This window comes from Mesorhizobium liriopis (assembly GCF_024053505.1).
Lineage (GTDB): Bacteria > Pseudomonadota > Alphaproteobacteria > Rhizobiales > Rhizobiaceae > Mesorhizobium_B > Mesorhizobium_B liriopis.
The window spans coordinates 144,295-166,172 of sequence record NZ_JAMXQS010000005.1; the positions used below are offsets into that span (position 1 = coordinate 144,295).

General features: G+C 59.1%; 18 protein-coding genes. 5 read left to right on the forward strand and 13 right to left on the reverse strand.

Annotation, left to right across the window (positions count from 1 at the left end):
• Positions 1 to 123: 123 nt before the first annotated feature.
• Entirely contained in the window at positions 124 to 1,125 is a 1,002-nt protein-coding gene (locus NGM99_RS10705; RefSeq protein WP_353937403.1) for a DMT family transporter, read from the reverse strand.
• A gap of 346 nt (positions 1,126 to 1,471) precedes the next feature.
• On the opposite strand from NGM99_RS10705, the gene NGM99_RS10710 reads away from it, so the two are divergent.
• Positions 1,472 to 2,182 (forward strand): CHASE3 domain-containing protein, encoded by a 711-nt coding sequence (locus NGM99_RS10710; RefSeq protein WP_252818762.1) that lies wholly within the window; start codon positions 1,472 to 1,474, stop codon positions 2,180 to 2,182.
• Positions 2,183 to 2,441: 259 nt separating this feature from the next.
• Here NGM99_RS10710 and NGM99_RS10715 read toward each other — a convergent pair whose 3' ends face one another.
• Positions 2,442 to 3,494 (reverse strand): aldo/keto reductase, encoded by a 1,053-nt coding sequence (locus tag NGM99_RS10715; RefSeq protein ID WP_252819188.1) that lies wholly within the window; start codon positions 3,492 to 3,494, stop codon positions 2,442 to 2,444.
• Positions 3,495 to 3,598: 104 nt separating this feature from the next.
• On the opposite strand from NGM99_RS10715, the gene NGM99_RS10720 reads away from it, so the two are divergent.
• On the forward strand, positions 3,599 to 4,513 hold the full coding sequence (locus tag NGM99_RS10720; RefSeq protein WP_252818764.1) for a LysR family transcriptional regulator: 915 nt from the start codon (positions 3,599 to 3,601) through the stop codon (positions 4,511 to 4,513).
• A 286-nt stretch (positions 4,514 to 4,799) separates the two neighbouring features.
• Here the strand turns inward: NGM99_RS10720 and NGM99_RS10725 are convergent, their stop codons facing one another.
• From NGM99_RS10725 to NGM99_RS10760, 8 genes are all read right to left on the reverse strand, one after another.
• On the reverse strand, positions 4,800 to 5,771 hold the full coding sequence (locus NGM99_RS10725) for a sugar-binding transcriptional regulator (protein ID WP_252818766.1): 972 nt from the start codon (positions 5,769 to 5,771) through the stop codon (positions 4,800 to 4,802).
• Between the two features lie 44 nt (positions 5,772 to 5,815).
• Entirely contained in the window at positions 5,816 to 6,499 is a 684-nt protein-coding gene (locus NGM99_RS10730; RefSeq protein WP_353937412.1) for an SIS domain-containing protein, read from the reverse strand.
• Complete coding sequence (dhaL, locus tag NGM99_RS10735) at positions 6,394 to 8,154, reverse strand: dihydroxyacetone kinase subunit DhaL (RefSeq protein ID WP_252818768.1); 1,761 nt, start codon at positions 8,152 to 8,154, stop codon at positions 6,394 to 6,396. The genes NGM99_RS10730 and dhaL overlap by 106 nt, the downstream gene beginning before the upstream one ends.
• Positions 8,155 to 8,195: 41 nt before the next feature.
• On the reverse strand, positions 8,196 to 9,080 hold the full coding sequence (locus NGM99_RS10740; protein ID WP_252818770.1) for a sugar phosphate isomerase/epimerase family protein: 885 nt from the start codon (positions 9,078 to 9,080) through the stop codon (positions 8,196 to 8,198).
• 30 nt (positions 9,081 to 9,110) lie between these two features.
• Positions 9,111 to 10,076 (reverse strand): ABC transporter permease, encoded by a 966-nt coding sequence (locus NGM99_RS10745; RefSeq protein ID WP_252818772.1) that lies wholly within the window; start codon positions 10,074 to 10,076, stop codon positions 9,111 to 9,113.
• Complete coding sequence (locus NGM99_RS10750) at positions 10,066 to 11,574, reverse strand: sugar ABC transporter ATP-binding protein (RefSeq protein ID WP_252818774.1); 1,509 nt, start codon at positions 11,572 to 11,574, stop codon at positions 10,066 to 10,068. The genes NGM99_RS10745 and NGM99_RS10750 overlap by 11 nt, the downstream gene beginning before the upstream one ends.
• Positions 11,575 to 11,724: 150 nt before the next feature.
• Positions 11,725 to 12,750, reverse strand: a complete 1,026-nt coding sequence (locus NGM99_RS10755) for a substrate-binding domain-containing protein (RefSeq protein ID WP_252818775.1) — start codon at positions 12,748 to 12,750, stop codon at positions 11,725 to 11,727.
• A gap of 831 nt (positions 12,751 to 13,581) precedes the next feature.
• A complete protein-coding gene (locus NGM99_RS10760; protein WP_252819192.1) occupies positions 13,582 to 14,322 on the reverse strand; it encodes an SDR family oxidoreductase in 741 nt (246 codons plus the stop codon).
• Between the two features lie 72 nt (positions 14,323 to 14,394).
• Between NGM99_RS10760 and NGM99_RS10765 the strand changes: the two genes are divergently transcribed.
• Both NGM99_RS10765 and NGM99_RS21760 read left to right on the forward strand, forming a co-directional pair.
• A complete protein-coding gene (locus tag NGM99_RS10765) occupies positions 14,395 to 15,060 on the forward strand; it encodes a cupin domain-containing protein (RefSeq protein WP_252818776.1) in 666 nt (221 codons plus the stop codon).
• Positions 15,061 to 15,069: 9 nt separating this feature from the next.
• The gene (locus tag NGM99_RS21760) at positions 15,070 to 15,306 is read left to right on the forward strand and encodes a helix-turn-helix domain-containing protein (RefSeq protein WP_353937404.1); all 237 of its coding nucleotides are present in this window, start codon (positions 15,070 to 15,072) and stop codon (positions 15,304 to 15,306) included.
• 422 nt (positions 15,307 to 15,728) lie between these two features.
• Here NGM99_RS21760 and NGM99_RS10770 read toward each other — a convergent pair whose 3' ends face one another.
• Positions 15,729 to 16,622 carry a DMT family transporter gene (locus NGM99_RS10770; RefSeq protein WP_252818777.1) on the reverse strand — a complete coding sequence of 298 codons (894 nt, stop codon included), beginning with the start codon at positions 16,620 to 16,622 and terminating at the stop codon, positions 15,729 to 15,731.
• Positions 16,623 to 16,782: 160 nt separating this feature from the next.
• Between NGM99_RS10770 and NGM99_RS10775 the strand changes: the two genes are divergently transcribed.
• Complete coding sequence (locus tag NGM99_RS10775) at positions 16,783 to 17,673, forward strand: LysR family transcriptional regulator (RefSeq protein ID WP_252818778.1); 891 nt, start codon at positions 16,783 to 16,785, stop codon at positions 17,671 to 17,673.
• A gap of 256 nt (positions 17,674 to 17,929) precedes the next feature.
• On the opposite strand, the gene ligD is transcribed toward NGM99_RS10775, so the two are convergent.
• Positions 17,930 to 20,578 carry a DNA ligase D gene (gene ligD / locus NGM99_RS10780; RefSeq protein WP_252818779.1) on the reverse strand — a complete coding sequence of 883 codons (2,649 nt, stop codon included), beginning with the start codon at positions 20,576 to 20,578 and terminating at the stop codon, positions 17,930 to 17,932.
• A gap of 4 nt (positions 20,579 to 20,582) precedes the next feature.
• A complete protein-coding gene (gene ku / locus NGM99_RS10785) occupies positions 20,583 to 21,566 on the reverse strand; it encodes a non-homologous end joining protein Ku (RefSeq protein ID WP_289852439.1) in 984 nt (327 codons plus the stop codon).
• Positions 21,567 to 21,878 lie beyond the last annotated feature (312 nt).

The window sequence follows — 21,878 nt, forward strand, 5'->3', positions numbered from 1 at the left end:
ACATCTAGCCAGAGCGAGGCCGACACCAAGCGCAACCATAGCGATGCGGTTGAGCCGGGGCAGGATCAGCAATGCCTTCAATGATCTTGCAACATGTGGAGGTAAAACCCATTCAGTGAAGCCTCAACTCGCCTGCCCGCCCCGTTCGCGGGCCATCACATAAAGCCCGGAACTGATTACAATAGCGATCCCGGCCCAGGCGATAAAATCTGGCCACTCTCCCCATATGAACCAGCCATACGCAATGCTCAGAAGGATGGCCACGTATTCGAAGGGTGCCACCGTGCTCGCCCGTGTGCTGCGATAGGCTTGGCTTAACAGCGTGAGGCCAACAGCCGCGATAACCCCACAGGCAGCCATCAGCAGAAGGTCCCTGACACTCGGATCAGACCAGCTGCGCATCAAAAACGAGAGGCTCTTGTGCATTCCTTCAGTTGAGCCGCTGCCTCCAAAAGCCATCGCAAGAACGATCCCGGCGAGAAGGTAGACCCCATTTCCGTAGAAGGTCATCACTGCGGCACTGTTTGTCTCGCCCAACTTGCGCGCGAGCGTTTGCGACACGGCATAGGTGAGCGCGGCCAGAACGGGCAGAAGGGTGGCTGCATCGAACACGACTGTACCCGGGCGGATGATCACCAAGACACCCAGAAAGCCCATCAGCACGGCCACCCAGCGCGGTGCATCGACGCTCTCGCGCAGAAAGAATGCAGAGAGAATGGTGATGAAGAGTGGTGCCACGAAGAAGATCGCAACGCAGGTCGCGAGTGGCAGCGCTGCAAAGGCCAAATAGTAGGACGTGTAGGAAACAAACATGATCGCGCCCCGTGCGGCAAGTAGCGGCGCACTTTTCGAAACCAGTGTCGAGACCCCTCCGGTAACAGCGACGAGGGCTAGCAGAAGTGGCAGAGCGACGAGGCTTCGGATCGTCATTGCCTGGTGGACCGGATAGGTGTCACTGAGCAGCTTGATGATCACATCCTGAGCGGAGAACACGGCAATCCCAGCCACGAGCGAGACGATGCCGAGCGTGGCGTCATTTCGGCTCGCAACGGGCGGAATAGCCTCGGTCTGAGCTGAAGAGGATGAAATGTGGGTCAACGCGCTGAGGTCTCTTTGAAAGAGCAACCATAAAGCGCGGATTTACGGCAAGCATTGCTGCATGGGATGTCGAATGTTGCGCCAACCCTCAAACATGCAGCCGCAACGTACCGTGCGATCTTTCCACCAGCGATCGGCTGAAGCATGCGGGTATAAAGGTCCGACGTATGCTGGCTTCTAAAACTGAAGTTAAGTGCGCTTGCAGTGAGCTTACGGGGCCCAGCTCGTTCGAGCGACTCCTTACCCTTCATTTGAAGCTGTCACCGCCGACTGGGGAGCTTTTGCTGCAGCTGGGACTTCATGAGATCGAATTGGGTGTCCGGAAGAATCGGACATCTCAGGGTATGTCCGCAGCCAAGAGGGGCGGCTCGAAATGATCGATCTATCTTGGCGCAACCTGCGTGAAAAATGGCTGACCACCGCGGTTCTCTTACGCTCAATCCCCGTTGGGGTCGTCATCGCAGCGGGCATCGTTGCAACGACCTGGACACATTCGCTCCTGAGCAGTCACCAAGAGCTCGTTGTCCATACGTTCAAGGTAATCGATACGACCAAGGATGTTTTGATCGGCCTCGATGATGCTGAAACAGGACAACGCGGCTATCTGCTCAGTGCCGACCAACGCTATCTCGAACCGTATGCGAAAGCGTTAGACAGACTCACAACGTTGCGCGTCACGCTCGCACAGCTGATCGCGGACAATGGCGCGCAGATCGGGCGGGTTGCGCGCTTGAACACGTTGATCGATGCAAAGCTCGGTGAGCTCCAGAAATCGATCGCCTTTCACGATGAAAGCGGATTTGAAGCCGCACAGCGTGAAGAAGTCGGCATGATGGAACGCGCGACCATGGACGACATCCGCCATGTTATTGGCGAAATGACCGAGGCCGAGAAGGCGCTTCTTGCTTCGCGGCAAAGCCAAGTTGAAAGCGATGAGCACCGTATTCGCCTGGTCGCCATCGCGATCGGCCTTTGCTCTTTTCTGACACGCGCCGGCGTCGAACTCTATCTGGCACGACGCGGGATCACGGCAGAAAACAGATCTGCCGTTCGCGCGAATGAAGCAAACGCCACTAGTTCTTGAGAAACACAGATCGAAGTCTACTGAGCCGAGCACGATTGATGAGCCACATCGTGGGCTGAAAGCGCTGCTTTAAGTGTGCTCACAAATGCAGTCCTGATACTGGAGTTCCCGCGACGGACCTTGGAACTTCGGTGTAGCTGCGGCCACGATGCAGAACGCAGCGCTGCTTGACCATTCTATCCCGGCTGCGGCCTCACGGCGCTACGCCGCCGACCAGCGGCGCGGTCCGCGCCGGGCGATATGGAAGCGGAATGATCGATCAGGCTGCATTCCAGCTAGAAATAATTGGCGGGTTGAGGCGACGGAAGCCGTCTTGGCGCTCGTAAGGGAAGTGTGGATAGGGCGCGGGGACGTGGCTCGCTCTATCGAGCTTGGAGATTTGATCTTCAGTCAAGCGCCAACCAGCCGCGCCCAGATTGTCACGCAGCTGCGCCTCGTTGCGAGCGCCGATGATCACGGACGATACGGTCGGCCGCCCCATGAGCCAGTTGAGGGCGACTTGCGGCACGGTCTTATCCGTTTCCTCCGCCACCTCTTGCAGCGCATCGACGACCTCGAACAGGTGTTCGTCATTTACCGGCGGACCGAAGCTTGCCGTGTCATGAAGGCGGCTTTGTTCGGGCAACGGTGTGCTGCGCCTGATCTTGCCGGTAAGGCGCCCCCAGCCAAGCGGGCTCCACACCAGTGCACCCAACCCCTGATCTGCACCCAGCGGCATGAGATCCCATTCATAATCGCGGCCGATCAGAGAATAATACACCTGATTGGCGACGAAGCGCGGCCAGCCATGACGCTCAGCAACACCCAGCGCCTTCATGACCTGCCAACCCGAGAAGTTCGACACGCCGGCATAGCGAACCTTGCCGTCGCGAATAAGCATGTCCAGCGTCGACAACACTTCCTCGACAGGCGTCGTCGCATCGAAGGCATGGAGTTGCAGAAGATCGAGATAGTCCGTGTCGAGCCGTCTCAACGCTGCCTCGACCGAGCGAACCAGCCGAAGCCGAGAGGTTCCGGCATCGTTAGGACCATCACCCATCGGCAGGCCGGTCTTGGTAGAAATCAGCACATGGTCGCGCCGACCCTTGAGCGCAGCGCCCAACACCGCTTCGGACGCACCGCCCGAATAGACGTCGGCCGTGTCGAACAGGTTCAAGCCGGCTTCAAGGCAGATGTCGATCAGGCGCCGGGCCTCTTCGACATCCGTGTTGCCCCATGCCCCAAACAGTGGTCCGGTGCCGCCAAATGTGCCTGCGCCGAAACTCAAGACAGACACCTTGAGGCCCGAACGGCCGAGCGAACGATATTCCATGGCGATGTTCTCAGTTGAATTGCTGTCGTGAGAAGGGAAGTAGCTTCCACAGGCCGGATGACCTAGTCTGTCGACTGGAACATCATCTGTGAACTCAAGGAACAATGGCGCGAACGGAAACCAATCGATCTGGTGAAATGGAGGTGTTCGTCCGTGTGGTCGAGCAAGGCGGCTTTTCCTCTGCCGCCCGGATCAGTCGCATGACGCCTTCGGCCGTCAGCAAGCTCATTGCCCGATTGGAGAAGCGGCTCGGCGTGCGCCTGATCAACCGATCGACACGCGTCCTGCAACTGACTTCGGAAGGTTGCGTGTTCTACGAGCGGGCAGCACGCATCCTTGCCGATATCGCGGACGCAGAACGCAATGCAGGTGCCGGCGAAAAGCCGAAAGGACGCATCCGATTGAACACCAGCGCATCCTACGCAACGCACATCCTGGCCCCGATCCTGCCTGAGTTCCTAGAGCACTTTCCCGGCGTGACGGTCGATCTGATCCAGACTGACACCATTGTGGACCTTATCGCCGAGCGAACAGACGTGGCAGTGCGTGCGGGACCGATGAAGAGCTCAAGCCTCGTTGCGCGCAAGCTTGGCGATACCCGAATGGTCATCGTCGGAGCCCCAACCTACTTCGCCCGTTTCGGCACACCAGAAACGCTCGCAGAGCTCGGTCACCACAGGCGACTAGGTCTCTCATACATCCGCACCATCGATGGATGGCCCTTCAAGGACGGGCGTGAAACCATTGTCGTGCCTGTCGCCGGGCGGGTTCAGGCGAGCGACGGAGAAGCACTGCGCCAGCTGGCGCTTGGCGGCGCTGGTCTGGTTCGCCTTGCCGCATTCACCGTGCGCGAGGACATTGCCTCCGGTCGCCTTTGCCCTGTGCTCGAACAGCTAAACCCATGTGACACGGAAGCCTTTCACGCTGTTCATATTGGACATGGGGGGCCGCTCCCTTCACGTGTTCGCGTACTGCTGGACTTTCTCGCCGAGAAAGGCAGGGTGAGTAGCGAGACCTAGCGACTGCTTTTTCCAGTTCATGGATCAGAAGGCTACCTTCCGTTTTCCACTCCGCTCCACTCCACTCCTGACGAGCCTTGCGTCTGGCGCCAACGGCAGCTTTCGGGGCACTTTCCAGACAATCAGAATGACTGGAAAGAGGCGCAAAGCGGAATGTCGGAATATGGGCCGAAAAATCGACGGCACGCGTTTATGTGGTGCCACCGATAAGCTGCATTGAAAATTTCGACCGACGCGATGTCCTGAGCGCTACACGAATGCCAATTTCACCGAATTGGCGAGGGGGTTACAGCTCGCTGAGCAATACGCGAGCAACAGCCTCGTCGGTAACCAAGTGGTTAACGTAGCGACCATTGAGCGTGGCACGGATGATTGGCGCCTTGTATAGGCCGCCAGAAGCGAGCACAGAGACAGGCTTCTCGCGTAGCGCCTCGAGCGGAATCGCCATGATTGAGCGGTTCAGCTGGTGATCGACCAATTCGCCGTTCGCACGTAAGAAATATCCGAGAATTTCCCCAACTGCGCCGAGTCGCTCTAACTCGTCGAGACTGTCTTTCACGACCCGTAGTGACGGTATCGGCGACCGCTCGTGCAGATCCCCGCAGGCGACGAGTGCGACATCAGCGATTTCCGTCCGCGCGAGTACATCTGCGATCTCGTCATTGTGCAAGATTGCCTCCAGGCTTTCAGGACTGGAGCAGTAAATAGGTGCAGTAAGATAGTGGCATTCGAGGCCGAGCGCCTTCGCAACGGACATGGCGACCTCAAATGTGTTCGTCAATGAGGCGCGGGTGACACCCCCCATGAGGCCAACAACCCAAGAATGCGAGTTACTTTTTACTTCGAGTCGGCGCGTGGCGAAGGCAAGAGTGCGCCCCCAGCCAATGCCGACACCCAAATCGCGGCCGGCAATGACAGAGTTGAGGAGTTCGCCGGCAGCCTCGCCGATGGTGCGCTGCTGCTCAATCGGATCCGTCAGGGCGGGAACAACCACGGCTCCTTTCAGATGGAACTTAGCCTTCAACCGCTCTTCGAGAGCAACGCAGTCGGCCAGCGGGCTTCGTACTTCGATGTTGACTAAACCGGAAGCACGCACCTGCCCTATCATCTTGTTGATGCGCAGGCGGGTCGTGCCGAGTTCGGTGGCGATATCCTTCTGCGTCATGCCGCCAACAAAATAGAGCCAGGCTACACGCGCGATCTCGCGCTCTGAGTGGAACTCGTCATCGGTCGGTTCGGTCTGAGCTTTATTGAGCACTTCGGCAGCCTATCTGGCAGATTCGGGGTCCAGTTTGGACGCGTTCACTCCAGATTAGTATGGCGCGATCGCATATCCACGGCGGTGACAGACAGGCGTTCGCGCAGCTTTAGTATCAGCATTTCGAAAAGTACGTAGAGAGCGCCTTCATAGAGCGACCCCATCGGCAGAGTGGAACTCGGCGCAGTGGTGTCACGCGCCATGGTTTGGGCGGGAATCGTGATGATAGCGTTAGCCGCGCGGGGTGCAGCGCCGTCTGGCTCGGCAGTAACGCAAAGTGTCTTCGCACGCGCGGCTTTCGCAACCCCAATCAAAGCGCTGACGGTTGCGAAATCGCCCGGCCCAGCTGAGACGATCAGGAGATCACCATCGCCGAGATTGGGTACAGACATATCGCCGACGACATGTGCGTCGAGGCCGAGATGGAAGAGCCGCATGGCAAAACCCTTTATCTGCAGACCCTCGCGGCCGACGCCATAAAGAGCAATGCGCTTCGCCTCGGTGATCAGATCAAGCGCGGCTGCTTCTTGGTTTTCGTCGACAGCGATAAGGACATCATGGAGTTCGTCGAGTGCCCTGCGATAGATGTCGTACAGTGTCCCCTCCCTTGGTATTTCGCAGTCTAACCCAACGCCTCGCGTAGAGCTTCGCCCATGGCGCGTAGCGTCAAGTAAGTCGATGCAGCGCCCGGATCGATATGGCCTAGCGAGCGTTCGCCGAGCTTTGATGAACGACCGCGCCGCGCTGCAATGTTGGCGGTCTTTTCCATGCCATCCTTAGCGCTTGCGACGGCGGCGTCGATCACGTCTAGCGAGGATGCACCCTTTGCCGCACTCGCCTTTGCCGCATCCGCGGCAGGAGCCCAAGCATCGACCATGGTTTTGTCACCGGGAGCGGCGCGGCCTCGATCTTGAATGCCCTGCGAGGCCGCCGCGATCCAGTTAGCGAGCGCGGAGGCGTCAAGATTGAGACGTTCGCCGACTGCGGTTCCTGCGCGAAGGAAGGCAGTGGCATAGAGGGGGCCGGAAGATGCGCCGACCGCATCCAGGAAAGCCTTCGCCATGCGTTTGCAAATCGCCTCGATTGTCCTGTCTTCTGGTGCGGCGTCGAGAGCCTTACCGACAGCGATCCAGCCGATCTCCATGGTTACACCATGGTCGCCGTCGCCGATGACCCCATCGAGTTCCGATAGCCAGTCTTTCTCGGTGACGATAACCTTCCCGACATTGCGCATCATACGGCGGAAAATGTCAGGCGTGATGTCGCCACTGGTTGCTAGTTCCTTTCGATCGTTACTGACCGTCTTTTCGTCATTGTGAACCTCGACCGTAGCGGCCCGAGCCTGACGCGCCGCGCCGGCAGCAGCTAAGTCACCAACAGTCAGAGCCGGCGTACGGCAGGGGTGGTAGAGCAGGGTACGCAGCTCATCGTCGAGCTTCATGAGCGTGATCGAGGCACCGGCCATTTCCAGCGAAGTAGCATATTCGCCCACCCAGCTGTGCGCGATCCTGATCCCTGCATCGGCCAGAATATACCGCGTTTTGCGATGCAGCAGATACAGCTCCATTTGCGCGGTCGAACCGAGACCGTTGACCAGAACCGCAACTTCGTCGCCTTTGCGCAGATCAAGGTCGCCTAGAATCGCGCCAACGAGATCGGTGGCAAGTTCATCAGCGGTTTCGAGCGTCGCACGGCGTATGCCAGGCTCGCCGTGCAGGCCCATTCCGACCTCCATCTCGTCCGCGGGTATTTCGAAATTGGGTTTGCGGGTCTGTGGCAGCGAGCATGCTGACAGTGCGACACCCATGGTACGCGTAGAGGCGTTTGCGCGGCGCGCGACACGCTCGACCTCTTCGAGCGACAGCAGGCGGTCAGCAGCGGCACCCGCGATTTTGAACACGAAGAAGTCACCCGCAATGCCACGACGCTCATTCGCACGCTCCTTCGGCGCGGAGGCGACGTCGTCAGTGACCTGAATGCTTTTTACCGCAACGCCGATCGAAGCGAGTTCCTCAGCCGCCATGTCAAAGTTCATGACGTCGCCGGAATAATTTCCATAGAGGAAAATGACGCCCTCGCCGCCATTGGCGGCACGCGCGGCATCCATGATCTGCTCGGGCGACGGTGAGGCGAACACGTTGCCGACTGCTGCCGCATCGGCGAGGCCACGACCGACGTAACCAGCGAATGCGGGCTCGTGGCCCGAACCGCCGCCGACGACGATACCGACCTTGCCCTGCCGCGGGCCATCGACGGCCACGATTGCGCGACCGGTAGCGCCTTCGACGCGTAGAAGGTCAGGATGAGCGCCAACCATGCCCTCGATCATCTCAGAGATGATGTTTTCGGGCGCATTCATGATCTTCTTGGTGCGGGCAGTCATTCTTGCCTCTTGGATGCTTGCGAAAATTGGATAGTGCGGAACTAGACCGCCTGACGCAGCAGCGCCACCGACGCCTTCATGTCGGCAAGCACGTCTTCGTCGGTTTCCTCAAAGGGGTAGATAATTTCCAGGAAGTAGGTCTGGTCCGTCAGCTTGTTACGTTTCCAGAATTCGGAAAGCCTTTCCGGCGTGATGACGCCGTCGTGGGTGAAGTTCCAGTGGCGGTCGAGCAGACCGTCCGACTGCTGGATGTGGAAAGCGCCTATGTAGTCGCCGCACGTCTCCATCCAGTAGTCCATGTCGGCTTCATCGCCAAAGAGCGGTGTGAACAGCGCGTGACCCCAATCGACCATCAGCCTCACTGGGACCGCGCTTTCGGCGTTGAGGTCGGTCATTAGGCGCAAAGCATCGGTGGCTGAGGACGGGAATTCAGTAGCCAGAGGCACCGGCTCCACATAGAGGCGTTCGAGGCCTCTCGCCTTGGCGTGACGCGTGAGATCGAGATAGGCCGCAACGGCTTCCTTATAGATTTTCTCACGGCGGGCCGGGTTGTTCGCATCGGCCGTCGAGAACGAGCCAAACGGCATGCCGGCGGCCTTCACCCCCATCTGTGACGTCATGTCGATGGCGCGTTTGAGATGCTCCTTGCCGAGAGCACGAAGTTCCGGCGTCGGCGCGAGGAGATGATTGTAGGTGTAGGACGCGAGACCACCGAAAGTGCTCTCGATTGTGATGCCAGCGTTGCGGAACACCTCGGCATATTCACGCGCGATCGGGTCGCGCTGGTCCGTCGGCCACCATGGGTCGACGAGATCCCACGTGAACTGCACTGTATCGAAGCCCAGTTCTTCCTTGACGATGCGCGCCATGGCCTCACCACCGAGCCACCGCTTGATGGCGAACGACAGGTTCAATCCGAGTTTCATGACTTCTTCCCGAAATCGATATGCAGTGGCTTAGGCCGCGTCGGCGCGCAGATAGCGACGTGAGATCGCATCGAAGGAAATGGCAAGAACGACGATGACGCCACTGACCATGCCCTGCCAGTAGGGCGAGACACCGAACAGCACGATGATGTTCTCGATAATGGCGATAATTCCTGCGCCGAAAATCGCGCCAAGCGGCGTGCCGACGCCGCCGGTCGTGGTGACGCCTCCGATGACTGCTGCGGCGATCGGCGCCAGCACCCAGGTAGCTCCAATCGAAGGCTGCGCGGTGCCCAGACGCGCCACCATCAGCAGGCCGGCGAGCGCCGACACGGCACCTGCAAACACGAAGACGAGGACGCGGATGCGATCGACCTTGATACCGAGCATGCGTGCCGCCGCCGGGTTGTTGCCAATGGCATACATATAGCGACCGAACGGGGTCTTGATCGTCATGAAGGAGACGATCGCCAACACGACAAGCATGATGACGAAGGGCATGGGCACGCCGAAAAGATTGCCACGGCCAAGATACTGGATGTTCTGCGGAATGCCGGTGATGGCGACGCCTTTGGTCAGCACAAGGTTGATGCCGCCGAAAACACCCGCAGTACCGATAGTGAGCACCAGCGAGTGCAGGCGCAGGAATGAAACCAACCCACCATTCACGAGACCACAAAAGGCGCCAAGGAGCAAAGCGAGTAGCATGGCGAACCACGGGTTGAACCCGTAGTTCATCATCAGCATGCCTGCCACCACGCCTGCGAGTCCGCCGATGGCGCCCAGTGAGAGGTCGATCTCGCCGAGGATCATCAGCGACGCCTGTCCGATGGTGACGAGGCCTACAAAGGCGAGCGCACGCGCTACCACCGACAGATTGTAGCCGGTCAGGAAGTAGGGCGAGATCAATGCGGAAATAATGAAGATGACCAGCAGCGCGACGAAGACGCCCGCGAGCGGATTGGCGACAAAGGTCTTTATGATATTAGGCCGCATGGGACGTGTTCTCCTTGCCGAATATTGCGCCGACAAGCGTCTCGGTGCTGGTTGTGCTGGTATCGAAGGTGCCGGTCACCTTGCCGGTATGCATGGTGACTATGCGGGTCGCGCATTTCCGCAGTTCGTCCATCTCAGATGAAACGAGGATGATACCGACACCGTCTTCTGCGAGGCTTTTCATGATGCGGTAGATTTCCGCCTTCGTCTTCACGTCGATGCCCTTGGTCGGTTCATCGAAGATCAGGATGCGCGGCTTTTGCGCCATTGCGCGACCGATCAGCGCCTTCTGTTGGTTGCCACCGGACAAAAAGACGATCTGCTTGTTCATACCCGCAGTCTTGATGTCATAGGCTCTGATGATGTCGGCGACCACGGATCTCTCCTTCCCCGAGGAGATGCCCAAACCGGATGCCGTCTGACCGTAGAGCGACAAACCGATGTTGTCTCGGACCGTCATCAACGGGAAGATACCGTGATGCTTGCGCTCCTCCGAGAGGTAGATCATGCCGTTCTGGATGGATGCCGCAGTGTCGCCGAGTTTCCAAGGCTTGCCCTCCAATTCGACGGTGCCGGACTTGGCTTTCAGGTATCCGAAGATTGCCTGCATCACTTCCGAACGGCCCGCGCCGACAAGTCCAGCAAACCCCAAAATCTCGCCACGCTTCAGGTCGAAATCGACCTTGTCAAACTGCCTGCCTGCAAGGCCGCGCACTTTCAAGATGGTCTCACCGGCTCCTTGCGGCGCCTTTTCCGGCTGGAACGTGTCGCCAAGATGGATCGCCTCGCCCGACATGGCGCGGATCAATCCATCGGCATCAGTATCGGCCAGCAGCCCGGCGGCGACCTTCTCGCCATTGCGGAGCACCGTGTAGTCGTCACCGATGGAGAAAACCTCGTCCATCTTGTGCGAGATAAAGATGATAGCGTGGTCACTGTCACGGAAGCCGTTGATGACGCGGAAGACACGATCGACCTCCGTGCGGGTGAGCGACGAGGTCGGCTCGTCGAGAATGAGGACCTTCATCTCTTTGTTGGTCGATGCCCGCGCGATCTGCAGCAATTGTTGATCGGAAACGGAGATGGTGCGAACGAGATCGGACGAGTGGGCCGAAATGCCGAAACGCGTGAGAATTTCGGCCGCCTCCGATTCGAGGCGCTTGCGGCTGACGATCGCACCACCATGGCCGGAACGGCTGTACGGCAGGAAGAGGTTTTCGGCGACCGACATGTGCGGAAAGAGGGTCAGCTCCTGCGGCACATACGCGATGTTGCGGAACAGGTTCGCATCATCGAGCGGATCCTTGCCACCAATGCGGATTGTGCCGCGCGACGGCGTATAGGCGCCGGTCAAAAGTTTTACTAACGTTGATTTGCCGGCGCCGTTCTCGCCAGCGAAGACATGGACGCGGCCGAGTTCAACTGTGATGTCGACATTGTTCAGGGCTGTCACGCCAGGGAAGTCCCGGCCGAGCCCACGAGTTTCGAGAAATGCCACGGATCTCACCTTTTCCGAAGGGCGACGGTCATCCGTCTCAGACGGTTGAACATGGTCGGTACGCGTTGCCGTGCAAAGGCGAGGCGTATTGACCTGAAACGCAGGGCAAATGACCATTGCCCCGCGTGATTTGTTCCTGGAAGGGTGAACTTACTTGACGTTGTCCGGCGTCAAAACGGCGATGCCGGTGTCGATATATTTCGGCGTCTCGATGCCGGTCGCCTTTTGCCACATGGTCATGACAGACCAGTATCCTTGCATTTCCGGCTTGGTCGAGGAGGAAGAGTCAGCCACGCCGTCCTTGATCAACTGGATCATCTCAGGGAGATCGTCCAGACCAACAAGCTTCACGGTTCCGGTCTTGCCTGCTTCCTTGATCGCCTGACCAATTCCGATCGGGCCGGCAGCGTCAGAGGCCACCCAGCCCTTAAGGTTCGGATTGGCCTGCATGATTGCTGCGGCCTGCTTCTGCGCCGTTTCTATGTCGTCATTGTCGATGCCTGTGGCGACGACCTTGATCTTCGAATTCTCGGCGAACACCTTCTGGTGGCATTCGGCGCGGATGGCGTGGTTCGGTGCGGTCGGCACGCCCATCATAATGGCAACTTCGCCACCTTCTGCACCAAGCAACTCGATGAGACGGCGTGACGCTATCGAGGCCTGCTCGCAGAAGTCATTGCCGATACTGGTCAGCTCCATACCTTCCGGTGCGACCGAGTCGAAGATGGTGACAGGTATCCCTTGGCCGACGGCGTCTTCGAGCGGCGCGCGGTTGCCGGCCGGATCAAGCAAGTCGATGGCAATGCCGTCCGGACGGGTCGCGATCGAGCTTTCTAGGATCTGGTTCTGCTGTACGACGTCAGCCTGCTGAGGCGCGCTGTATTCGATCACGACCTTTGAGCCAGTCTGCGCCTCAATGGCGGCGGCGGCCTGCTTGGCACCGTCATTCACCTTGTCGAACCACGGATGGACGACCTTCGGCACGATGACAAAGCGGTAGCTATCCTTCTTCGCCGTGCCGGGTGCGGCATCCTGTGCGAAGGCTGACGCAGATGCGAGCAAGAGGCCGGCTACCGACAGCCGGAAAAGGGTCTTCATGATGTCCTCCCAAAATGGATGCGAGCGTTCAGGAACACGCTGCCGACAAATCTCCACCCGTCGAGAAGCGCAGCCCAACCCACCGATACAAGTGTATCTTTTAATTTACAAGAGAGCCTTTTTCGTTTTCTGCTCCGACTTCTGCGCTGCCCGCAGCAGAGCAGAAACATTAGAGGCTGACTAATTTTCGAAGATGCGACGAATGCGTACCTGTCGCACCTCGCTCGGACCGCGCAGGGCGGCCAGCGGGTCGGGAGGCAGGACGCGGTTGGCGGCGAGTTCCCAGTCTAAGCGGTCAGGAGAGATCCGTGGTTTATGAGGAAATGGTTCGCTCATCTCGCCATAGCCGGGCGAGCCCGCACGCGCGCAAAACGCACACGCTAAATGTACACTTCGAAACTCGCGCGGCGCGAGCTTAGTGACCGAGTTGAGGCACGAAGCGGAATGGCGGGGTTGGGCCGGAAGCAGACCGTCTGGCTTCAGGCACAATCAACTAGAAGCTGCCATCCATATCTGGCCTAGGCTTAGAATATCACGGCATCGCCGCCCCTCGCCTACTACCTGTGAGGTCGTTCGAGATGCCCATCTAACCTGACATCGCCGTGGGAGTTGCCAAGGACGCCGAACTCGTTGGCGTTGCAGAGGACTTCTTCACCCTGCGAAGCTCTCCCTGCGACGAGGAGCGTGCGCATCACCTTAAGAAGATCATCTCCAGATCATCACAACGGTCCTGCAGCCGAGGCGACCTATCCGAGCGCCACGTGTGCTGCATCGATCGCACGTCTCACATCCGCGTCGCTGGTACGCCAGTTGCAGTTCAAAGTCGCCATTCCCATTCTACCTCGTCATCGGGGTGGAACTAAACGATCGCAGTGTCCGAAAGCTTATGTGCGTCACGGGCTCAGCTACTCAGTCCTGCGCCGTCGGTCGCACAACTATGCTGCCGATCTCGACATCGTCAGGTTGCTCGATCGCGAAGGCAATTGCCCGCGCTATGGCATCAGGGGAAATTGCGAGTTCCTGCTTTCGCCGACTAACCTCTTCGCGAACGCTAGGTTCAGAAACTGACGACTCGACGAAAGTCGTGTCGATAAAGCCCGGGGAAATCTCCGTGACCCGAAGACCGGGCACGCACTCTTGTCGAAGTGCCTCGGTTGCAGTTCGCAACGCATTCTTGGTTGCCGCATAAACACCCATCGCCGGAACAATCTTGAGGCCGGCTGTGGAAATGACATTTACGATGTGCCCACCTCGCTGCGCCGCAAAAGGTATGAGCGCTGCGGCTATGCCGTAGAGTGCGCCTTTCAGGTTCACGTCAATCATAGCATCCCAATCCTCAACTCGTAGAGCGTCGAACCGTGAGATTGGACCAATTCCAGCGTTATTGACCATCACATCCAGCCGGCCAAAGCGTTCTTGAGCAAGTCCAACCAAGGCATCAAGGTCCGAGCGGACAGTCACATCGGCCGAAAGACAATGGGCCTTTCCGCCTCCGGTCTTGATCTCGCGCGCCACATTGGCAATCTCGCTTTCGCTCCGCGCTCCCAGCACAAGGCACGCTCCACGTGCAGCTAGATGCAGCGCTGTTGCCCGTCCTATGCCACGGCCAGCTCCCGTGATTGCGATGACCTTGTTCTCAATGCTCATGATGACCTCCGTTACTTCGAGAGGCTCACTCTATGACGCGACCATGAGCGGCTCTATGTTTGACTGACCACTTCCTTGTCGCGATCCGCCAAAACCATGTTCGATCCGTTCTCTCAAGTTGTAGCCGTTCTCGGCACCCGAAACGTCCGTGGAACCAGTCTTGAGGCGTCGGGCGAGTGGGCTCTGACCTTCGACGGGCGGTCACGGCTTAAGTTCGTTGCAGTAACGCAGGGCCAATGCTGGCTCATACTCTCGGACATGGAGCCCGAATTGTTAGAAAAAGGAGACGTCGTTCTTCTCAGCGATACGCGCTACACGGTGGCAAGTGATCCTAGTGTCGAACCGGTCGACGGCATGGAGCTTTACGCTGGCCAAGGTCAGGACGCGGTACAATTGGGAAAGGATTGCGATGTCGCAATGATTGGAGGCGGCAGCGGCTTTGCAGATGGTTGCGCCCCGTTTGTCCTCGAGGCCCTACCGCGGTTTCTTCGGATCGACCGTGCGTCGCCAAGCGCGGCAGCCATTTCGCGGACATTGGAGTCGCTGCAGGCTGAGGTCCAAACTGCGGACGTTGGAAGCGCACTTATCGCTGCCCGCTTGGCCGAAATACTTGTTGCCGAAGCTGTCCGCACCTTTGTTGCCGCCGGGCCATATGACAGTCTCGGCTGGATCGCCGCGCTAGCAGATCCACGCTTGGCTAAAGCGCTCAGCCTGATGCACCATCATGTCACGCTCCCCTAGACGGCGCCAATGCTGGCGCGAGAGGTCGGCATGTCACGTTCGGCCTTCGCCTCGCAGTTCACGCGACGTGTTGGTCGCCCACCGATAGATTACCTAATCTATTGGCGCATGGTTTTGGCTCGGCAGAAGCTAGCGGCAGGTTCGAGCGTTGCAGCGGTCGCCGGGGAGGTTGGCTACAAGTCCCAGAGTGCCTTCACGCAGGCGTTCAAACGGACAATGGGACGAACCCCGCGCTCAGACGTGTGATGATAAAGGACGATCAGTGCTTAAAGGCGCAGGGCTTGCATGCTCCTGTCGCTTGGCTGGATGATCGAAAGACCGAAGGCAACCGAAGTGTTCTCAACTCGTGCAACGCCGGGAGCCCGATGCGACAATGATCAGATACTTGGCTAGGTGCGTCTCCTCGCAAGATTGCTTAAAACCGCACGCCAGTCGCCTCTTCTGATAGCGCCCACAAGTGTTCGGCCGCCACGCGATCCAGGGCTTGTGGCGGGATCTTGGCCTCGGCCAGCCGAAGCTGAACCGGGGCGGTCTTGAGGCGCAAAGCGGAATGGCGACAGTTGGGCCGGAAGCGGTCAGTCCGGGTCTGAACAGGAACATTGAAAAGCTGCCATCTCGCTCTTGACTTCGTCGCTGACGCTGAGCGCATCCGCCGGCCGCCATGGATATCAGTTCCGCACGGTCAGCCAGACGCCCAGCAACGTCACGGCCAGCCCAGAGAACATGGCAGCGGTGAGCGGTTCGGAGAAGAGTGCCCAAGCCCAGAGCATCGTGACAGGGGGGCTCAGATAGATGGCTGCGCTGACCTTGGCGACGGGGAACAGGCGTAGCATGGTGTAGTAGACCGAATAAGCAGCAAAGGTGGCGATCAACACGAGCCACGCCATGCCGATGGCGAATTCGCGCGTGAGTGGCGGCGCCAGCCCGCCCTGCGCGAGTGCACATGCGCCAAACAACACCGCTCCGGTCAGTGAATGGATGCAAAGGCTCTGATGCACGGGCATGTTCAGGCTCTCACGCCCGCGGCGCAACACGGACGCCCATGCAAACACCAGCATGGCACCGATCGTCACCCCATACGCCCAGAGAGGTGCCGCTCCAAAGCTTAGGCTGTCGAACGAGACGATGAGCACGCCCGAGACTGCGATCGCAGTGCCCAGCCATTGGCGCCGCGAGAGCCGTTCGCCCAAGAGCGGCTGGGACATGGCCGCGATGGCGAGAGGCACGAGGTCGGCGATGAGGGCCACAAGCCCTGTCGGAACGCGCTGCTCGATCGCCAGTGCGAAGCCGCCAAGGTAGATGAAGACGGCCATCACACCGAACCCCATCTGTGACGCCACGGCACCCAGCTTGAGCCGGGGACCGATGGCGAGGGCGAAGGGCAGCATGATCAGGCCCGACAACAGTGTTCGCCAGAACAGGAGCAGAGCGACGCTTGCTTGTTCATTGGTATAGCGGATGCCGACGAAGCCCGAGCTCCAGCCAATCACGAGGAGACCAGCCAGCGCAGGAAAGAGGGCGGGCGACTGTGGGGTATTCGGAGCGGACAAAGCGAGAGCCATGCGGTGTTGGTTATGAACACCCGAATTAACGAAATTCTCAGCATGAAGCGCATGACAAATCATCATGAAACCATGACAAAGCCCCTTTCTGTGTCATTACCGTTTGCAAAGCTAGTTGTTATGGGTCACTTCACCTCATTTGTATTGGAGCTGACGCGCCGTGACTGAGATCAATGCCAAGCGGCTTGAGATTGAGGCTTTGAGGGCGCTGCGTGCGATCAAGTTGCATGGCGGTGTGACACGCGCGGCCCAAGTGCTGGGGCTCAGCCAGTCTGCGATCAGCCACAAAATCAAACGGCTGGAAAACAGTCTTGGTTGTACACTCCTGACCCGCACACCTGGCGGCAGCCTGTTCACCACCGAAGGGGAAAGCCTGCTCGACTATGCGGCACGAATCCTCGGCCTGCATGACGAAGCACTCCTTAGCCTTACGCGATCAGAGCTCGCAGGCCGCATCATGCTTGGCTTCACAGAAGACACCACCTGTTCTGACCTGTCACACATTCTCGGGCGCTTCAAACGGCTACACCCGCAGGTTGGCGTACGAACAAAGGTGCGGATGAGCTTGGTTCTGCGGGCTATGCTTGAGCGTCAGGAACTGGACCTGGGCATCCTTCAGATCTTTGCCCACGAAGTTCGTCCGACCGACATTGTGCTGATGCGGGAGAAGCTTCACTGGGTGAAGTCACGCGAGTTGGCCTTGCGCTACGATTTGCCGATCCCGTTTCTGTCCTTTGACGACCATTGCTTTTATCGTCATTGGGCGCTGGATGTCGGGCAGGACAACCATGTGGCTTTGGAAACTGTCTTTGAGTGTTCCAGTGCTGCAGGCATTGTTGCTGCGGTCAAGGCGGGCTTGGGCGTTGCGCTGCTAAGTGATCGTCACCTGCGCCCAGAAATGGAGATGATCGGTTCGCCCCTGCCCCAGCCGCCTTCGCTTGCCTACGTCGTGCGCCGTGCAAAGAAGACGCGGAATGAAGCCGTGACCACCCTGATCACTGAGATCAAAAATGAAGTCAGCCGGAATGGCAGGCTTGCCTTGGCAGGCTGATAGCTATGCACCTCCACTCATCGATATTCGTCGCATCCCAATCCAAGCGCCTGAACCGAAAAGGCTTGCTAACACAACGTATCTCAGCTGGGACAAGATAGGCTAATCCACCATTGGGAAAGTCTGGTCGCTTCGGCGGCCCACGCACTCCGTGCTTGGTCGGGTTCAAACCAATCAGCTGCTCTTATTCAAACTGCCAAATATAGGTTTGCGGCATTTGCATCGAAGCGTGCACTAATCCAGCTCGCTATTCAGCCTATTCGGACCGGACATTTTCGCCTTTCCAACGCAGCGAGGAAACATCGTCGAACCCGTCCCAAGGATTGTTCATCCTTACACCAATGCGACGAACAAAATTTTCTGCTGTGAACTGGCTCGGCCGGACACCATGCCTTAGCTCGTCCCATGCAACCGGCGTCGAGACCGGCGCCCCTGCCCTCGCGCGGGTCGAGTAGGCCGCAACCGCCGTCGCACCTCGTCCGTTGCGCAGGTAATCGACAAATATCCGGCCCGCGCGTGAGCGCTTGGCAATGCTGGCTGTGTAGCGCTCCGGGCTGTCCTTCGCCATCCGCTCAACAAAGCCTTTGGTGAAGCTCTTCACCTCGTCCCACTGACGCTTGGGCGTGATTGGTACCGCCACATGCAATCCCTTGCCGCCTGAGGTCTTCACGAAGCTTTCGAGCTTGAGTGCTGCCAGGCGGTCCTTCACCTCGAACGCCGCTGCGACCACATCCTGCCAGTCGAGGCCCTCATCCGGATCGAGATCGAAAGTGATGCGATCGGGCTGCTCGAGCTTGTCGAGCGTCGAACCCCAGGGATGGATTTCGAGCGCGCCGGCCTGCACCAATGCGATCAACCCATCGATGTCGCGAATGCTTATCAGTTCCTCGCCGTTCATCTCGTGGCGCTGGATGGCATCGTCCATCCCGGCCCAAGCGTGCTTCTGGAAGAAGCGCTCGCCCTCGATGCCGTTCGGGCAGCGCAGGAGCGAGAGCGGACGGTTGACGATATGGGGCAGGATCCAGTCGCTGATCTCGGCATAGAACTCGGCCAGGCCCAGCTTGGTCAAACCGATGTCGGGCCAGAAGATGCGGTCGGGATGCGTGAGCGCAAAATGGTCCGCCTGGATGGACTCGGCACGCGTTGAAGCAGTGTGCTTGGTCTTGGCTTTGCTCGCAGCCCTGATGCCTTGCTTCGGTTGCGCCCTCTCTGGCGTTTCCCGCACCACCTCACGCGGGTCCTTATCCTCGCGCAGGCCCTTGAAGGCCGCATGACGAACCTGCCCGTCCGCCGTCCATCCGCGTAGCTCCACCTCGGCAACCAACTCAGGCTCCACCCAGCGGGCATTGCGCGACGCGAGGGCGGATGGTTTTTCCCGGAACGGATGCGTGGTGCGTTTGAGGGGTGCGAGCTTCTTGTAGATGTCACGCGCGACCGCTTCGGTGAAGCCCGTGCCGGCACGGCCGACATGGATGAGGTCGCCATTCTCGTATGTGCCAAGGATCAGCGAGCCGATCGCTTTCGCCGCCGTGGTCGAGGGCATGAACCCTGCCACCACCAGTTCCTGACGATCCGTGCACTTGGTCTTGAGCCAGTAATGCGCCCGCCCCGAACGGTAGGGCTGGTCCTTGCGCTTGGAGACAATGCCCTCGAGTCCCAAGCGGCAGGCATGGCGTAGCATGGCACCCCCTTCAGTCTCGATATGCTCGGCGAAGCGGATCGTGCCCCCTTCCGGGGCATCCTCGAAGAGAGTCGAAAGCAGCGTCTTGCGTTCGACGAGCGGTGCCGCAGCCGTGCTCGTCCCATCGAGATAAAGGAGGTCGAAGGCATAGAACACCATGCCCTCCGACTGGCCGTTGCTGATAGCTTCCTGCAAGGCCGAGAAGGACGACAAGCCTGCTTCCGTCTCGACCACCACCTCGCCATCGATCAGCGCCGAGCCGAGCTTCATAGCCCTCAGCGCCTCGGCAATCGCTCTGAACTTCGATGTCCAGTCGAGACCCTTCCGGGTCAGGAGCTTGACCGTGTTGCCGTCGATGCGCGCCTGAAGGCGATAGCCGTCGAACTTGATCTCGTGCAGCCATTCGGGACCGGACGGCGCCACATCCACGAGGGTCGCGAGGCTTGGCTCGACGAAGACAGGCAGCAGCGCCTTCTTTGCTTTCGAGATCGCTCGCAGCGCGGGCTTGGCGCGGGCAGCTTTCGCCGTGCTCTTAACAGTCGAACTCGTTACAGCCTGCCGCGCGGCATGGTCCTTGCGGACAACCCCGCCTTTTTCGAGTTCCTTGTTGGTCTGTCCCGTCAAAAGCGAGGTCAGTTCGCTTTCAACGAGATGCGAACCACCCTCCTCGACCGCATGCTCGTCTTCGCCCTTGACCAGCAGCCATGGCTCCTTGGCTTCCTTGCCCCTTCCTTTCATGCGGATCAGGTGCCAGCGGCCCTGCAGCCGCGTGCCCTGAAGCGTGAACTCGAGATGGCCCTTGGCGAGGCCTGCGTCCGCGTCGCCCTCCGGCACCCAGGTGCCGTGGTCCCAAACGATCATGGTGCCACCACCATACTCGCCCTTCGGGATCACGCCCTCGAAGGATAGGTATTCGAGCGGATGGTCCTCGGTGTGGATGGAAAGCCGCTTGTCCTTGGGGTCAAGGCTTGGGCCGCGGGTGACGGCCCAGCTTTTGAGCACGCCATTGAGTTCGAGGCGGAGATCGAAGTGCAGACGGCGCGCATCATGGCGCTGGATGACGAAGCGATTGCCCTTACGCCGGGCGGAGCGGCCCTTGGGTTCGGAACTTGTCGCAAAGTTGCGCTTGGCGCGATAGGCGGAAAGCTTCGACCTCGATGCGGGCGGCCTGGCGCTCTTTCCAGCGCTGCCGCCTCCACCGCCATCATGCTCGACCCTTGCCATGCGGTTATGAGGCCTTCTTTAGCGGCGCGTGGCTCTTCTTGGACGTGGCGCGTGACGCGGCGGTCTTCGCCGCGCCCGCTTTGAGCTTCGCAGTCGTCGCAGTCTTCTTGGACGATCGGGACGGAGCAGCACTGCCGCCCGCCTTGCGCGTCCGCTTCACTGGCGCAGCCTTCTCATCACCCTCACCCTCGTCGCTCTTGCCACCCTTACCCTCGGCGGCAATGCTCTTCTTGAGCGCGTCCATGAGGTTGATGACGTTGGATGCCTTGCGGCCCTCCTTGATGGGCTTGGGATCCTTCCCGTTCTGCTTGGACTTCACGAGCGCAAGCACGGCTTCCTCGTAGCGGTCCTCGAACTCGGTGGGATCGAACTTGCCTGCCTTCTTGTCGATGATGTGCGCAGCAAGCTCGCTCATTTCCTTTGGCAGCTCAACGTCCGGTAGTTCTTCGAAGAAGGCTTCGTCGGGCTTTACCTCATACGGATAGCGCAGGATCGTCGCGAGCACGCCCTTGCCGTGGGGCTCGAGCAGCACGATACGCTCGCGGTTGGCGAGCACGATGCGGGCGACACCGGCTTTGTCCTTGGCTTTCATCGCATCGCGGATAACGGCGAATGCTTCCTGCGCGACCTTGTCTTCCGGCGCGAGATAATAGGGAACGTCGAGATAGCGCTCGTCGACCTCGTCGCGCGGCACGAAGCGTTCGATGTTGATGGTGTGCGTGCTTTCGATCTTGATGGCATCAAGCTCGTCCGGCTCGACGATCACATACGAACCCTTGCCGACCTCATAGCCTTTAACCTGATCTTCCGTTTCGACCACGTCGCCCGTTTCACTGTCGATGAACTGGCGCTTCACCCGGTTGCCAGTATCGCGGTTGATGGTGTGGAAAGAGGTGCGCGCAGAAGATGTCGTTGCAGGATAAAGGCCGACCGCACAAGACACAAGCGACAGCTTCAAGTATCCTTTCCATGTCGAACGCGCTGCCATAACAACACCCAAATATAATTAGTGAAGCGGCGAGTCTACTCGACTCGGACAAGGGTCGAACGCCGCGAGGTGACGACTCAACGGGACTCATTCGCGACTCGTTCCGAGTCCAAATCCAGGGATGGTAAATAGAATAACGGGGACAATTTGTGCGGCGTAGTTGACTCTGCAGGGGTGGCGCAAGTGCGCCAATCGCCATCAACAACTCGCCGAACGCCAAGTGTCGTCCTAGGACCTTATCCCTAATTTTGATCCTCTCCCTCATTGACTCCCCGCAGGCACCGGAACAGATAAGGAACAAAGTCCTATCTG

Coding starts and splice junctions, on each gene's coding strand:
- NGM99_RS10710 (WP_252818762.1), top strand. CDS start 1,472: ATGATCGATCTATCTTGGCGCAACCTGCGTGAAAAATGGCTGACCACC.
- NGM99_RS10715 (WP_252819188.1), bottom strand. CDS start 3,494: ATGGAATATCGTTCGCTCGGCCGTTCGGGCCTCAAGGTGTCTGTCTTG.
- NGM99_RS10720 (WP_252818764.1), top strand. CDS start 3,599: ATGGCGCGAACGGAAACCAATCGATCTGGTGAAATGGAGGTGTTCGTC.
- dhaL (WP_252818768.1), bottom strand. CDS start 8,154: ATGACTGCCCGCACCAAGAAGATCATGAATGCGCCCGAAAACATCATC.
- NGM99_RS10740 (WP_252818770.1), bottom strand. CDS start 9,080: ATGAAACTCGGATTGAACCTGTCGTTCGCCATCAAGCGGTGGCTCGGT.
- NGM99_RS10745 (WP_252818772.1), bottom strand. CDS start 10,076: ATGCGGCCTAATATCATAAAGACCTTTGTCGCCAATCCGCTCGCGGGC.
- NGM99_RS21760 (WP_353937404.1), top strand. CDS start 15,070: ATGCTGGCGCGAGAGGTCGGCATGTCACGTTCGGCCTTCGCCTCGCAG.
- NGM99_RS10770 (WP_252818777.1), bottom strand. CDS start 16,622: ATGGCTCTCGCTTTGTCCGCTCCGAATACCCCACAGTCGCCCGCCCTC.
- ligD (WP_252818779.1), bottom strand. CDS start 20,578: ATGGCAAGGGTCGAGCATGATGGCGGTGGAGGCGGCAGCGCTGGAAAG.
- ku (WP_289852439.1), bottom strand. CDS start 21,566: ATGGCAGCGCGTTCGACATGGAAAGGATACTTGAAGCTGTCGCTTGTG.